Below are 14,879 nucleotides of genomic sequence, written 5' to 3' on the forward strand. Positions count from 1 at the left end.
TTCATTCCTTAATACGCATTTTTATAAGCTTGAGCCACTTCTTTCGTATCGCCATACATTTTGACAACACCTTTTTCAAGCCATAGTGCTTTATTACAAATTTTTTCAACTTGCTCAATACTATGTGACACAAACAGAATGGTCGTTTCGCCGTCCATCATTTTTTGAATGCGTTGCTCACATTTTTCTTGGAAACGGTAATCTCCAACGGATAACACTTCATCCACAATTAAAATGTCTGGTTTGCCGATTGTTGCAATCGCAAAGGCTAACCGCGCTAACATACCGGATGAAAAGTTTTTGATTGGCACGTCCATAAATTCGTGTAATTCTGCAAAATCTACAATATCGTCATAAAATTGTGACATTTCTTTTCGTGAATACCCTAAAATTGCTCCGTTTAAAAAGACATTTTCATTCGCTGTTAAATCGAAATCAAATCCGGCGCCTAATTCAATAAGTGGCGCCATTGTTCCTACTACTTTTTTAGTGCCGCTAACGGGTTTTAAAACGCCCGCAACCACTTTGAGCAAGGTACTTTTTCCGCTACCGTTTAATCCAATTAACCCAACGGCTTCGCCTTTTTTGACTTTTAAAGACACTTGATTTAACGCTAAAAAGGTATCCATTTGAATGTCACCTTTTAATTTTTTAATCATGTACTCTTTTAAGTTATCAATTTTTTCGCGAGACATATTAAATTTAATTGATACGTTATCGATATCGACTACATACGTCATACGATCACCTCTTAAATATATAAAATGAATGTATCTTGTATTTTATAAAATACACGTAACCCAAGTGCTAACATCACGAATGCAGCAACCGTACTATACGCTAATGTGAAGAGTGTTGGCATTTGTCCATATATCGTCACATCTCTAAAAAAAATCAAAATTTGTGTAAGCGGGTTAAACAAAACAATTCGTGAAATGACAGATGGCAATATGGATACGTTATAAATGACTGGCATCATATACATTAATACCGTTAGGATAACACTGTATAAGTGGATAATATCTCTGAATTTCACGACTAAACTTGCTAGCATCAGACCAACACCTAACGAAAAAATCGTTAATAACACAATCGGTATGATGGCTAATATAATTGTCGCGTGTAATTCGGCGCGGGTGACGATCATCACGATAATGAGCGCAGAAAACGATGACAAAATATTAATCAAACTTGAAATGATTTTAGATAAAGTAAATAAATATTTTGGAATGTATATTTTTTTAATTAATGCCGCATTGGAATAGATGGATGACATCGCTAAACTGGTTGATTCGGAAAAGAAATTAAAAATTAATTGGCCACTTAAAATATAGAGTGGATAATTTTCAATGTTAAAGCGAAATAGGTGTGAAAATACAACGGATAACACGACCATCATCATCAACGGATTGAGCAACGTCCAAAACACCCCAAGAACAGACTTGCGATAACGTAATTTGACATCGCGCATCACTAATTCGATTAATAGTGGGGTATATCTTTTAAATATTTCAATACTCTCTTTCATATACAAATTCCTTTACAAATTAAACTATCATCTATTATACCATGTTACATATGGAAAAGCGCATTTTAAAAAAATTTTTACATCTGTTGCTATATATTGGCGTATTTTATTTTTATGAACGTTCCTAGTTGTCCTATGACAAATTGAGGCGTATAATATCATTTATATTGAGGAGGCGTGTTATGAAATACATCATCACATTTATTTGGGCGCTTATTATTGCACAAGTTACATTTTACTTGGGCGCGCAACTAACTCAAATGAGTTATAACGCTATGCATGCGGTTTATTTAGCGATTGGCGCAACCGTTACTGTTATTTTAGCAACAAAAATTTTACCGCCAGTCCAAAAAGCACCACAGGAAGAACACCATTAAGACGATGTTAGTCGCATCAAAAAGGAACACGTTAACGTTTCAAAAACTTAACGTGTTCCTTTTTCTATACGCTTTATTCAATCGTTGGCACCCACGTAGTGATACGTGCGTTCATACTTTTAGCGTACCACAAAAATGATACATACGCCCTACACTCATCATTGTTGTTTTATCATCTTTTATACACAAAATGTGTTAGCGGATTGTCTCCACTAACACATTTTTATAGTTTTCATTATCTTTGTCGACGTCGATACATCATAGCTGACACACCGATACATCCTAGTCCGATAACACTTAATACAGAAGATAAAATCGTATTTGACCCTGTTTGTGGTAGCATCTCTTTTACAGGAGATGGTACTTTATTTTCCACTGGAGGTACGTTTGCGTTATCAGTTGGCTGACTTGGTTGAGTAGGCGGTGTTTCCATTTCATTTGATGGATTCTCCGGCTGTTCAGGTGTCGGTGGTGTTGGTTGCGGTGGTAGTTTTGGTTCATGATATGTATTTACAAAAATCAAAGCATCTACCGTATTATCGTACATCACATTTGCAACAAGTTGGTTGTTGTCACCTTTTGTCACTTCGACAAGCACGTGTTTTTCACTTGCATCATACGTTACGTTGGCTTGATTGTCGTTTTTCTCTGTGATGGTGTACGTGAATGCACCCACTTCATTAAACGTTTGGGCACCAAACGTTACACTACCGTCTGCTTTATTCGTTGCCGTTGCGATAACTTGTCCGTTTTGTTTCAATTCGAATGTGAATTGGTCATTTGTTAATGCTTTGCCATTCAACACTTTTGTTGCTTGTAACGTCACTTGCACTGGTGTTGCTTGCGGTTGTGTATATACGTTTGTGAATGTTGGTACTGTCGCTGAATTGTCATACATCACGTTTGCAACAAGTTGATTGTTGTCATCTTTTGTCACTTCAACAAGCACGTGTTTTTCACTTGCGTCATACGTTACGTTGGCTTGGTTGTCGTTTTTCTCTGTGATGGTGTAAGTAAATGCACCTACTTCATTAAACGTTTGTGCATCAAACGTTACACTACCGTCGGCTTTGTTCATCGCCGTTGCGACAACTTGTCCGTTTTGTTTCAATTCAAATGTGAATTGGTTGTCTGTTAATGTTTTACCATTCAATACTTTAGTTGCTTGGAACGTTACATCAACAGGTGTGGCTTGCGGTTGCGTGTATGTATTTGTAAACGTTGGTACTGTTGCTGTGTTATCGTACATCACATTTGCAACAAGTTGATTATTGTCACCTTTTGTCACTTCAACAAGCACGTTTTTTTCACTTGCATCGTACGTCACGTTGGCTTGGTTGTCATTTTTCTCTGTGATGGTGTAAGTAAATGCACCCACTTCGTTAAACGTTTGTGCATCAAACGTTACGCTACCGTCTACTTTATTCGTTGCCGTTGCGATAACTTGTCCATTTTGTTTCAATTCAAATGTGAATTGGTCATCTGTTAACGCTTTGCCATTCAACACTTTTGTTGCTTGCAACGTCACTTGTACTGGTGTTGCTTGCGGTTGTGTATATACGTTTGTGAATGTTGGTACTGTCGTTGAATTGTCATACATCACGTTCGCAACAAGTTGATTGTTATCATCTTTTGTCACTTCGACAAGCACATGTTTTTCACTTGTGTCATACGTTACGTTGGCTTGGTTGTCGTTTTTCTCTGTGATGGTGTACGTGAATGCACCCACTTCGTTAAACGTTTGTGCATCAAACGTTACACTACCGTCTGTTTTATTCGTTGCAGTCGCAATAACTTGTCCGTTTTGTTTCAATTCAAATGTGAATTGGTCATTTGTTAATGCTTTGCCATTCAACACTTTTGTTGCTTGTAACGTCACTTGCACTGGTGTTGCTTGCGGTTGCGTGTATGTATTTGTAAACGTTGGTACTGTTGCCACGTTATCGTACATGACATTTGCAACAAGTTGATTGTTGTCATCTTTTGTCACTTCAACAAGCACGTGTTTTTCACTTGCATCATACGTTACATTAGCTTGGTTGTCGTTTTTCTCTGTGATGGTGTACGTGAATGCACCCACTTCGTTAAAGGTTTGTGCATCAAACGTTACACTACCGTCTGCTTTATTCGTTGCCGTTGAGATAACTTGTCCGTTTTGTTTCAATTCGAATGTGAATTGGTCATTTGTTAATGCTTTGCCATTCAACACTTTTGTTGCTTGTAACGTCACTTGTACTGGTGTTGCTTGAGGTTGTGTATAGGTGTTTGTAAATGTTGGTACGGTTGCTGTGTTATCGTACATCACGTTCGCAACAAGTTGGTTGTTGTCATCTTTTACAACTTCGACAAGCACGTGTTTTTCACTTGTGTCATACGTCACGTTCGCTTGATTATCGTTTTTCTCTGTGATGGTGTACGTGAATGCACCTACTTCGTTAAACGTTTGGGCATCAAACGTTACACTACCGTCGGCGTTATTCGTTGCCGTTGCGATAACTTGTCCGTTTTGTTTCAATTCAAATGTGAATTGGTCATTTGTTAACGCCTTGCCATTCAACACTTTTGTTGCTTGTAATACGACATCAACGGGTTTGACAGCTTCACCTTTTTTATTAGAGATATTCATTCGAACAGGCGTTTGCGCTTCTGTCATTTCAGCACGTTTTGGATTAACGTCTAAAACATACCCAGCTTTCGCCTTTTTCTCAACAATGCTATATGTGCCGGGCGCTAATTTTGGCGTTGTTGCAACACCTTTACTATCCGTTGTAATTTCATAAGATACCGATGCATCGTCTTCTTTTGTAACGACGAATACGACACCTTCTAATAACGTTGTTGCATCATCAGCATCAAACTTTGTAATTTGAATTTTCCCCGCTAAATCAGATTCAATAGTTGCACCGGCTTTTTGAACCGCAACTTGTCCTATTGTATGCTCTGTTGCAGTGTTTTCACGACCGAGTTGAGATTCAAACGTTCTTTGCGCCTGACCACCGACTAATAAAGATACTGCATTTTTAATTTCAGTTTGATCCCCTGGGTTAGTTGTACGATAATTTAAAAGGTAGCTGTTTGTCCCTACTGCATTTCCTAAGTTTAATTCAAACGCTGTTCCACCATTTTTAAACGTTAATAATGCCATTGTCCCAGCTGGTGCTGCATCAAATTCAGCGTTATTCATAGTTACAGCTATATTTTCTTCTGATACTGTATCTGGGAATAAAGATTCCGCATCATCAAAATCTACTTTTTTCAATACAAAAGAATCTTTTAAATACGTTGTTAGCGTATTGTTTTCAATATTGATACCATCTTTTACCGTCACATTTAAGTCTTTATAATCGTGCTTTTTTCGATTAATCCGTACTTCCCACCCTAGTGATTCTTCATTACTATTAGAAGTTACTTTATAAATACTTTCGCCTTTAATTTTAAATGAAGCATAAGGATCTTCCTCATACTTATACGTTACATTATACTCTGTACCATCTGGAAATCTGAATGAATTATTTCCTTTTTGTAATCTCAATGTTGATTCAGCAGAAAAACCACCTCTTACATTTGCTTCGCTTTCAATATTCTCATTAAATGTAAATGTTATTTTTCCAGTGGTTTCATCAGTTCGCATTGTTCCAAGTTGAACATTAGTGTCTGGATGCGTCAACGGATAAGTACCTGATACTAAATGAATATAGTCTGGAACCGTTACCGTAAAATAATCTCCAGATACAAGCGTAGCACCGAATTTTGATAAATCGTACTTACCTGTAAAAAATGCCGTTACAGCTCTTTTTGTTCCTGCTGTCTCAGAATTTCCCGACAACGCTTTTGTCCCAGTTTCATCTTTCACCACGATATCACTGATTGCAACTTGATTCGTTAAATCTCTTCCTGCTGCAAAAGCAGATACACTCGGCATAAAGATGCTAACTAATAGTATCAAAACCGTTAAAATAATATTTTGTTTTTTCATTAAATTTTTTCCTTCACATTTTTTGCATGTACTTTAAAGCACAACACACCATTTTACTGTATAAAAACAGTAAAAACAATAGCAAACACCTGCATCAAAAATTGAAGTAAATTATAGAATTAAGTTAGCCAGTGATACAAAAAAAGCATCTCATAGGATATACTTTTAGTAACAACACAAAAAGGATACCTAGAGATGCAAGAACACTATAACACAAAAGGCAAACATATTACAGAAAAAGAGCGTTATTTAATTGAAAAATGGAAAAAAGAAGGAAAAAGCAACCGAGAAATTGGTAGATTATTAGGTAAAAATCACCAAACGATTAATAACGAAATTAAACGCGGACTGATTGATTTATCTTTTCATGGTGGCACTATAGAATACTCTGCTCAAAAAGCACAGAACGATTATAATCATTTACGTTTAGCCGTAGGTAGAACGGATACGTGGACTGTAGAAAAAGAAAATATCATCAGAGAAAAAATTATGCAGAAATATTCCCCTGAAATGATTAGTCAATTACCGGATATGCCGTCTTTTACGACAATTTACACATGGATATATAAAGGATGGATAGCAGGTATTTCACGCAAACATTTGATTTACCCTAGAAAAACTAAGCCAATAAAATCAAATGAAAAACGTCCACCAAGAAAAGCAAATGCTCTCTCTATTGAACAGCGTCCACAAGACATTAACGAACGAAAAGAAATTGGGCATTTTGAAATTGATTTAGTCATTTTAAACAAGAACCGTGGACAACAGTTATTAACATTAACAGATAGAAAAACGCGATTTGAAATCATTCGTCTTATTCCTGATAAAACTGCTCACAGCGTTAATACCGCTTTGACAGACATTCAACAAAATTACTTAATCCGCTCTTTAACAGCTGATAACGGTTCGGAGTTTTTAAAATTAGATGAAGCAGTCAATTGTCCTATTTATTACGCACATCCGTTCTCTTCTTATGAGCGTGGTAGTAATGAAAATTCAAATCGCTTGATTAGACGGTGGTTCCCAAAAGGCACAACAGCCGTTACTCCTAACGAAGTAACGGCTGTTGAACAATGGATAAATCGTTATCCACGTAAATTATTTAATTATGTATGTCCTTATGACTTGCCTGAAGTGGCTAACTTACTATTGTAATTTGCGGCATCAAAAATTGATATGCATGCGTTTATTAAGATAGTCGTTCTTTAAAATCGCTATACCCAAATTCCTTAACCATATGCCAATTTCCCGCCATGTCAACAGCTGTTATACTTGGTAACGGCATACCGTTAAACGTATTTGTTTTTACCATTGAATAAATTGCCATGTCCGTAAAGACAACACGATCACCAATTTGTAAAGGTTTTTCAAATGAATAATCTCCAATAACATCTCCCGCTAAACACGTTGGCCCACCGAATCGATACGTATATGGTTTTTCATTTGCTTCATACGACCCAATAACATAAGGGCGATACGGCATTTCCAATACATCCGGCATATGTGTACTTGCTGACGTATCTAAAATTGCTAAATTCATATCGTTATAATTAATGTCAATAACGGTCGCCACTAAAAATCCCGCATTTAACGCAACGGCTTCACCCGGTTCTAAATAAACCGTTACACCATAAGTTTCTTGAACGCGTTTAATGACACGAATTAATCGTTCCACATCATAATCTTCACGCGTAATATGATGCCCACCGCCAAAATTAATCCATTTCAAGTCGTGTAAATAGTTGCCAAATTTTTGCTCAAGCACTTCAACCGTTGCCTCTAAGTCGTCTGAATTTTGTTGGCATAACGTGTGAAAATGAATTCCGTCTAAATACGGCACAATGGCTTCATCAAAATTTGATAACGTTGTCCCTAAACGTGAAAACGGCGCACTCGGATCATAAATCGCGTGTTCATCTGGCTGGGTTGAAAACTGTGGATTCACTCGAATACCGATTTCAACACCATGCTCTTGCGCTTTCACCATATCTTTAAAACGCATTAACTGCGTTGGCGTATTAAACACAATATGCTCTACCATCGGCAAAATTTCTTCCATGTCTTTTTGTGTAAACGCTGGCGAAAAGACATGCGTTTCTCCACCAAATTCTTCGTATCCTAATCTCGTTTCAAACAATCCGCTGGCTGTCGTTCCATCTAAATACTCACGCATGACCGGATAAAAATGAAACATTGAAAATCCTTTTTGTGCCAATAAAATTTTGCATCCCGTCTGTTCTTTGACGTAACGCAACACCTCTAAATTTTTACGCAATAATCGCTCATCGACTACAAAACTTGGCGATGGCACTTCATTAAATACTTTCTTCAATCTCTTTTTTCACTTCCTCAAATAATTTTTCTTGTCGTTTGGTTAATGTCAGTTTTTCAAACATGTCGGGACGCTTGAGATACGTCTTTTTCAAGCTCTCCTTTTCACGCCACTCCTCGATTAACTTGTGATTGCCACTCAACAACACATCCGGAACGCCCATTCCTTCAAATTCACGTGGTCGTGTATACTGCGGATGTTCGAGTAAGCCAGTCGCGTGCGAATCGGTAATGGCGGATTCATGATTACCTAAAACGTCGGGCAATAGTCGCGCAATCGCATCTATCATGACCATTGCACCGAGTTCACCACCCGTTAAAACATAGTCTCCTAACGAAATTTCATCGGTAACAAAGTTTTTAATGCGTTCGTCATACCCTTCATAATGTCCGCAAATAAAGGTAATTTCTTGAGCACTTGCTAAATCTTGTGCCAGTGCTTGTGTAAACGGCACACCAGCAGGATCTAATAAGACGACTCGTTGCTGTGGTTTTTGGGCGGGCAAATCCATAACGGAACGAAGCGCTAAAACAAGCGGTTCAATTTTTAAAAGCATACCTGCTCCACCACCAAAAGGATAATCATCCACATGCTTTTGCGTATTAAATGCAAAATTTCGAAAATTAACAACGTTTAACGACAATAAATTTTTATCTAATGCTTTTCCAATTATCGAATGTTCCAACGTTTGAAACATTTCAGGAAACAAACTCAATACATTAAACTTCATCAATCTAACAACCCTTCAATATTTGCGACTTGTACACGATTGTTTGCAATATCGACTTCTAAAACAACATCATGAATAAATGGAATTAGCGCATCTTTTTGTTTTTGGCGTTGTACAACCCACACATCATTGGAACCAAGTTCTAAAATTTCTTTCACTTTACCAATAAATTCATTTTCGACATAGACTTCTAAACCGATAATTTCGTGATAGTAATACGTATCGTCTTCTAAATCGGTCAAATAATTTTCATCAATGGCTAACATTAAACCTTTATACTGTTCCACATCATTAATCGATGGGTGTTGCTCAAATGTGACAATATCAAAGTTTTTATGTTTGCGATGACTTGAAACAATCACATCTTTTATCCATTCCCCGTCTTTTAATAACGCTAATTTTTGCCCTTTTTGATAGCGCTCATCAGCAAAATCGGTAATGGAAATGATGCGCACTTCTCCCTTTAATCCATGTGTGTTCACTAATTTTCCAACATTAAAATATGCCATTCTATTCTCCTTTTTCTATGTGTTGACTTGAGTGGTGTAAAGCTTTTTCTAATAATAAAGTGTCTAAATCGTACATGCAATACGCCGTTTGAATCATGTTATAATACGCATCATTTGGCACACCAAACGGTCGTTCATTCATCATATAAACCATTGCATCATATAACTGATTATCGACACTGACTGTTAAATGTTCTTTTTTGTATAACTTTGGATAATCTTCGTATGCATCTAAGGCAATTTCATCACCTTTATTGATTTTCCATAATATAAATGGGACATATTCTCCTGCATATTTTTCAATCGTTGCATATACACCATTGTCTTGCCCTTTAAAAACAAGGTGATAATTTGGCAAATTGCCCTTACCAATCATTTGTACCGTCGGGCATAACTGTGCCATCCATTCACGATTCATATTACTCCCATAGGCTAAATAATACATACGTCCCTCCAAAATAGCGATGCCTTTGTCATTATAACAAAGGCACCGCGTTTTATCACGTTTAATTGATGCATTTGTCTGCATTTTCCTGATTTTCAAACACTCATTTAAACAGATTTTATAGGATAGATACGCTTTGCTCCGATTAACTCATCGAACAAAGCATTAAAATTTTAGGGTTGATGGCATACGCCATCAACCCTAATGGCTACCTTATTTAAGATAACCCTTATTATTTTCATTATTTTGCTTTTTTACCTAGTAACACAATTAACAATACTGCTCCGATTAAAGAACCAATTAACCATGACACGATAAACATTGGCATGTTTACAATACCACCAACTAATGCCGCAAACAATCCACCGTGCGGTACTAAACTTGATGCACCAAATAGCATACTCAATGCACCACCAACACCTGCCCCAGTTGCTAAAGCAGGAATCACTTTAGCTGGATTTGACGCAGCAAATGGAATCGCACCTTCTGTAATGAACGCTGCACCCATCACAAAGTTCACTAATGCTGAATCGCGTTGAGACGCTGGCCATAAGTCACGTTTCATAATTGCTGACAAGAAAATAGCCATAGGCGGAACCATACCACCAATCATAACCGCTGCCATGACGTCTGAACCAACACCTGTTGCCGCAGCCGTTACTAACGCTGTACCTGTTGCGTAAGCTGCTTTGTTAATTGGACCACCCATATCAATAGACATCATCGCTCCAACAACAAAACCAACTAATGCTTTTGCTTCTTTTGGAATCGAATTGATAAATGACGTTAATCCTTCTGTAATTGAAGCTAACGGTGCGCTCACTAAAATCATCACTAAACCAATTAATACAACCCCTAAAATTGGGAAAATAAAGATTGGTTTTAACCCTTCAAGTGATTTTGGTAACCAGCTAAATGCTTTACGTAAAGCGATAATGATACCACCTGCCGCAAAACCAGCAACTAATGCACCTAAAAATCCTGAAGACTGTAAACTTAACACGTCTGCTAATGTCCCCGCGTCCCCAAATGCACCTGGGTTAGCTAACATACCACCGACAACCCCAACAACTAAACCGGGACGGTCTGCAATAGAATGTCCAATAAAACCAGCTAACATCGGTAACATCATCGCAAATGATAATTTACCTAATGTGAAAATAATTAATGCGATTTGATTGTATGTTGGATGTTTTGGGTCAAAAGCATTAATTCCCCAGAAGAATGAAATCGCAATCAAAATACCACCGGCTACAACAAACGGTAACATGTGAGAAATACCGTTCATTAAGTGTTTATACGCTTTACGCCCTAATGATTCGTTTTCATCATCTTGGCTTTCCACAGAAACGGCACCTTCCGCTTTAAAAATTGGTGCATCGGCTTTTGAAGCTTTTTCAACTAACTCATCTGCTTTATGAATACCGTCAGCAACTTTACGAATAATCACAGGTTTACCATCAAAACGTGCCATTTCTACATTTTTGTCGGCTGCGACAATAATAGCTGTTGCACGTTCAATATCTTCTTTTGTTAAACGGTTTTCCACGCCACCTTGTCCATTTGTTTCCACTTTAATGGCAACGCCTGCTGCTTTAGCAGCTTGTTGTAATTTTTCAGCTGCCATAAAGGTGTGTGCAATTCCTGTTGGACATGCCGTTACCGCTAAAATGTAAGCGTCTTTTGATGAAGTGTTTTCTTCAACAGCTTCTTTTTCTTCTTTTTCTTCAAATTGTTCAATAACACTTACAACTTCTTCAGGTGTGTTAGACGCCAATAGTGCTTGTTTAGCATCAGGATTCATCAAAACTTTTGATAAGCTGGCTAACGCTTTTAAATGCTCGCCACCTGCTCCAGCTGGTGCAGCAATCATAAAAATTAATTTTGCTTTTTGTCCGTCAAACGATGCCCATTCCACACCTTGCGTTGAACGCGCAAAAACAATGGCTGGTTGTGTAATCGATTCGTGTTGTGCATGTGGAATCGCGATTTCATCACCAACACCTGTTGTTGATTGCGCTTCACGATTTGTTAAATTGGTTACGTAACCGTCAACATCACTCACTCCACCAATTTGTGCAAAACGATTTGCTAAAATAGATAACGTTTCTTCTTTTGTTTCAACTTGTAATGACAAGTCCATTGCATCTTTTAAAAATAAACTTGATAATTTCATGATATCTTTCCTTTCTATTGCAATTGTTCCACTTTAATTTGTGGTAATACACTATCAATTTTTTCTTTCGTCGCAATTCCGACACTAAATGCCGTTGCTGATCCGGTTGCCGTTCCCATTTTTAACGCATCTGCATAACTTTGTGTTCGCATATACTCACTTAAAAATCCAGCAAGCATTGAATCTCCGGCACCTACCGAGTTTACTAACTCACCTTTAGGTACATTTACCGCGTACACTTGATTATCTTCACTCACCAATACGGCACCATCACCACCACGAGAAACTAAAACGTTCGTTGCACCCATATCTTGCAATTGGTGAACATACGTTAAAATATCATCAACCGATTGAATGGCTACGTTAAAAATTTCACCTAATTCATGATGATTCGGTTTAATTAAAAACGGACGATAGGGCAAACAAGCTGTTAATAATTCTTTAGTCGTATCCAACACTAATTTTGCACCTGTTTCTTGGCAAACCATCGCCACACGCACATAATCATCTTTTGACATGCCCGGTGCTTTATTCCCCGCTAACATGACTACGTCTTTATCACATAAATTATCTTTTAAATAAGTGATTAGCGTATTCATATTTTCAGCAGACACATACGCCCCTTGTGCATTGATTTCTGTTTCTTGTTTACTTTTTAGTTTTAAGTTGATTCGCGTAATACCCTCTACTGCAATTTTATGTACCGGAATATTGTCCAAAGCGAGTTGTTGCACAATATACTCGCCACTAAATCCACCTAAAAAAGCAATCGCTGTATTTTCGACGCCTAATCGTTGTAAAACGACTGACATATTGATACCTTTTCCACCGGCAACGTAATCTTCGCCCGTCGACCGATTCAAATCACCCAACTGAACATCGTCCACTTTAACGACCAAATCAACTGCGGGATTAAATGTAATCGTATAAATCATTTTTAAATAATCCTTTCTACTGTGGTGTAATCCATTGGCGCATTGTCGGTAACAATAACAACATCATCTAACGTTGCAAATGCAAAATGCGTTTGTGTATTGAATTTTGTCTCATCAACCATAACAATCGCTTGTTTCGACCTAACGCGTGCTTTCCGTTTGAGTATTGCTTCGCGTTCATCTGGTGTTGAACAACCAATAGATAAATCGACACAGTTACTTCCTAAAATGGCAACATCAAAATGGTAATGATCTAACTGCTCACTGGCTGCAGAACCGACAACCGCTAGCGTATTATGCTTGATATGTCCGCCAAGCAAAATGCTGGATATGCCATTTGCGATTAGCGCATCAATATGATGCACACCATTCGTGACGACCGTAATATGACGATTGGTTAAATAGGGAATTAACGCATGTGTTGTTGAACCGGCATCCAAATAAATGAGTGTGTCATCTTGAATATATTTATCGCTCACATATTGCGCAATACGTTGTTTAGGTAACACTTGATAAGCTGCTTTTTCAGATACGGATAATTCTAACGTGTTTTGGCGACGCACTGCACCCCCGTGGACACGCGTCAATAATCCGTGGTCTTCTAAATGTTGTAAATCACGACGAATAGTAGCCGTTGAACTATTTAACACTTTTGTTAAATGCGTCAGTAGCACACTACCTTTTGTCTGCACTTCATTTAAAATATAATCATGTCTTTGTTTTGCTAACATCACACATTCCTTCCTTACGCCGTCATTATAGCGTATCTCAAAAACAATTTCAATCAAAATCGCTCAAAATCGCTCAATAAAAATCAAAATACCACTTGTTTTTTAAATTTTCTTTAACAACATTTACTTTTTAATGAAAACTACGTAAACTGATGTCGTTATAAAGGAGTATTCTATGCTAATTTCAAAACAAACATCAACCGCTACTACCGGAGTAGCTAGTGGTAAAATCATTTTAATCGGTGAACATTCTGCCGTTTACGCCAAACCAGCCATTGCCATGGCATGTTCTGCGGTAAACGTGACCACAACCATTACCCCATCAAACCGTGGGATTTATCTTTATTGTGATTTATATGAAGGATTATTGGATGATATTCCCGAATTGTTAAGTAGTTTAAACGTTGTTGTACACGAAACACTTTTATATTTGAAGCAGTATCAACCGAATCTTCACATTAAAATTGACAGTAACATTCCATTGGAAAGAGGGATGGGCTCTAGTGCTGCGGTCAGCATTTCCGTTATTAAAGCACTCTTTGCCTATTACAAGCGCATTCCAACACAACAAGAATTATTCAACTTATCTGAACTTTCCGAAAAACTGATTCATGGCAACCCTAGCGGGTTAGACGCGTCAACGATCATTTCACAAAAAGCGATGTGGTTTCAAAAAGGTACCACCTCTCAAGAAATCGACATGAACGTCAACGCTTATTTAGTGATTGCCGATTCAGGCATTACCGGACAAACTAAATTAGCCATTGAAAAAGTGGCTCACTTGCAAAACACTCATCCAGAGTTGCACAATAAATTGATGCTCTCATTGGAAAGCTTAACGTACCAAACACGTGATGCTTTATTGACAAAAGATGTTCACGCATTAGGTGCTATTTTTAATGAAGCCCATGACACGTTGCGTTTATTAGGGGTGTCACACCCAACGGTAGATCATTTAGTTGCTATTGCACAAACTAATGGCGCATTGGGTGCAAAAATGACGGGTGGCGGTTTAGGCGGTTGTTTATTCGCGTTATGCGACACACAACATAACGCCCAACAAATTGCACAATTGTTTAAACAATATGGCGCCTACCAAACGTTTATTCAATCGATTTGACACAAATCAAAAATACAATC

At 37.7% G+C, this 14,879-nt stretch carries 13 protein-coding genes; 3 read left to right on the top strand and 10 right to left on the bottom strand.

Annotated elements, in window-relative coordinates; translation table 11 throughout:
• Positions 1 to 8: 8 nt before the first annotated feature.
• Both J7S27_05620 and J7S27_05625 read right to left on the bottom strand, forming a co-directional pair.
• Positions 9 to 740, bottom strand: coding sequence for an ABC transporter ATP-binding protein (locus tag J7S27_05620; protein ID QTU82749.1), 732 nt, complete (start codon positions 738 to 740; stop codon positions 9 to 11).
• An 11-nt stretch (positions 741 to 751) separates the two neighbouring features.
• Positions 752 to 1,528 carry an ABC transporter permease gene (locus J7S27_05625; GenBank protein ID QTU82750.1) on the bottom strand — a complete coding sequence of 259 codons (777 nt, stop codon included), beginning with the start codon at positions 1,526 to 1,528 and terminating at the stop codon, positions 752 to 754.
• A gap of 182 nt (positions 1,529 to 1,710) precedes the next feature.
• Between J7S27_05625 and J7S27_05630 the strand changes: the two genes are divergently transcribed.
• Positions 1,711 to 1,905, top strand: coding sequence for a YjzD family protein (locus tag J7S27_05630; GenBank protein QTU82751.1), 195 nt, complete (start codon positions 1,711 to 1,713; stop codon positions 1,903 to 1,905).
• Positions 1,906 to 2,140: 235 nt separating this feature from the next.
• Here J7S27_05630 and J7S27_05635 read toward each other — a convergent pair whose 3' ends face one another.
• Positions 2,141 to 5,881 carry a hypothetical protein gene (locus J7S27_05635; protein ID QTU82752.1) on the bottom strand — a complete coding sequence of 1,247 codons (3,741 nt, stop codon included), beginning with the start codon at positions 5,879 to 5,881 and terminating at the stop codon, positions 2,141 to 2,143.
• 195 nt (positions 5,882 to 6,076) lie between these two features.
• Here J7S27_05635 and J7S27_05640 point away from each other — a divergent pair, with 195 nt between their 5' ends.
• Positions 6,077 to 7,036 (top strand): IS30 family transposase, encoded by a 960-nt coding sequence (locus J7S27_05640; GenBank protein QTU82753.1) that lies wholly within the window; start codon positions 6,077 to 6,079, stop codon positions 7,034 to 7,036.
• A gap of 34 nt (positions 7,037 to 7,070) precedes the next feature.
• Here J7S27_05640 and nspC read toward each other — a convergent pair whose 3' ends face one another.
• The 7 genes from nspC to J7S27_05675 all read right to left on the bottom strand — a co-directional run bounded on the left by nspC (position 7,071) and on the right by J7S27_05675 (position 13,739).
• On the bottom strand, positions 7,071 to 8,213 hold the full coding sequence (gene nspC, locus J7S27_05645) for a carboxynorspermidine decarboxylase (GenBank protein QTU82754.1): 1,143 nt from the start codon (positions 8,211 to 8,213) through the stop codon (positions 7,071 to 7,073).
• Complete coding sequence (gene trmD, locus J7S27_05650) at positions 8,197 to 8,943, bottom strand: tRNA (guanosine(37)-N1)-methyltransferase TrmD (GenBank protein QTU83622.1); 747 nt, start codon at positions 8,941 to 8,943, stop codon at positions 8,197 to 8,199. The genes nspC and trmD overlap by 17 nt, the downstream gene beginning before the upstream one ends.
• Positions 8,943 to 9,452 (bottom strand): ribosome maturation factor RimM, encoded by a 510-nt coding sequence (rimM, locus tag J7S27_05655; protein QTU82755.1) that lies wholly within the window; start codon positions 9,450 to 9,452, stop codon positions 8,943 to 8,945. The genes trmD and rimM overlap by 1 nt, the downstream gene beginning before the upstream one ends.
• Before the next feature lies 1 nt (position 9,453).
• Positions 9,454 to 9,897, bottom strand: coding sequence for a gamma-glutamylcyclotransferase (locus J7S27_05660; protein QTU82756.1), 444 nt, complete (start codon positions 9,895 to 9,897; stop codon positions 9,454 to 9,456).
• Positions 9,898 to 10,138: 241 nt separating this feature from the next.
• Positions 10,139 to 12,073: a PTS sugar transporter subunit IIA gene (locus J7S27_05665; GenBank protein ID QTU82757.1), complete on the bottom strand. Its 1,935-nt coding sequence runs from the start codon at positions 12,071 to 12,073 to the stop codon at positions 10,139 to 10,141.
• A 14-nt stretch (positions 12,074 to 12,087) separates the two neighbouring features.
• A complete protein-coding gene (pfkB, locus tag J7S27_05670) occupies positions 12,088 to 13,008 on the bottom strand; it encodes a 1-phosphofructokinase (GenBank protein QTU82758.1) in 921 nt (306 codons plus the stop codon).
• 2 nt (positions 13,009 to 13,010) lie between these two features.
• Positions 13,011 to 13,739, bottom strand: a complete 729-nt coding sequence (locus J7S27_05675; protein ID QTU82759.1) for a DeoR/GlpR transcriptional regulator — start codon at positions 13,737 to 13,739, stop codon at positions 13,011 to 13,013.
• A 175-nt stretch (positions 13,740 to 13,914) separates the two neighbouring features.
• Between J7S27_05675 and mvk the strand changes: the two genes are divergently transcribed.
• Complete coding sequence (gene mvk, locus J7S27_05680) at positions 13,915 to 14,859, top strand: mevalonate kinase (GenBank protein ID QTU82760.1); 945 nt, start codon at positions 13,915 to 13,917, stop codon at positions 14,857 to 14,859.
• Positions 14,860 to 14,879: the final 20 nt, after the last annotated feature.

It is taken from the genome of Carnobacteriaceae bacterium zg-C25, from assembly GCA_017945845.1.
Taxonomy (GTDB): Bacteria; Bacillota; Bacilli; order Lactobacillales; family Aerococcaceae; genus WM01.

What these genes read in the sequence shown, in the direction of transcription:
- J7S27_05675 (QTU82759.1), bottom strand. Translation starts at nt 13,739, where the DNA reads ATGTTAGCAAAACAAAGACATGATTATATTTTAAATGAAGTGCAGACA.
- mvk (QTU82760.1), top strand. Translation starts at nt 13,915, where the DNA reads ATGCTAATTTCAAAACAAACATCAACCGCTACTACCGGAGTAGCTAGT.
- J7S27_05640 (QTU82753.1), top strand. Translation starts at nt 6,077, where the DNA reads ATGCAAGAACACTATAACACAAAAGGCAAACATATTACAGAAAAAGAG.
- J7S27_05620 (QTU82749.1), bottom strand. Translation starts at nt 740, where the DNA reads ATGACGTATGTAGTCGATATCGATAACGTATCAATTAAATTTAATATG.
- rimM (QTU82755.1), bottom strand. Translation starts at nt 9,452, where the DNA reads ATGGCATATTTTAATGTTGGAAAATTAGTGAACACACATGGATTAAAG.
- J7S27_05665 (QTU82757.1), bottom strand. Translation starts at nt 12,073, where the DNA reads ATGAAATTATCAAGTTTATTTTTAAAAGATGCAATGGACTTGTCATTA.
- J7S27_05630 (QTU82751.1), top strand. Translation starts at nt 1,711, where the DNA reads ATGAAATACATCATCACATTTATTTGGGCGCTTATTATTGCACAAGTT.
- J7S27_05635 (QTU82752.1), bottom strand. Translation starts at nt 5,881, where the DNA reads ATGAAAAAACAAAATATTATTTTAACGGTTTTGATACTATTAGTTAGC.
- J7S27_05625 (QTU82750.1), bottom strand. Translation starts at nt 1,528, where the DNA reads ATGAAAGAGAGTATTGAAATATTTAAAAGATATACCCCACTATTAATC.
- J7S27_05660 (QTU82756.1), bottom strand. Translation starts at nt 9,897, where the DNA reads ATGTATTATTTAGCCTATGGGAGTAATATGAATCGTGAATGGATGGCA.
- trmD (QTU83622.1), bottom strand. Translation starts at nt 8,943, where the DNA reads ATGAAGTTTAATGTATTGAGTTTGTTTCCTGAAATGTTTCAAACGTTG.
- pfkB (QTU82758.1), bottom strand. Translation starts at nt 13,008, where the DNA reads ATGATTTATACGATTACATTTAATCCCGCAGTTGATTTGGTCGTTAAA.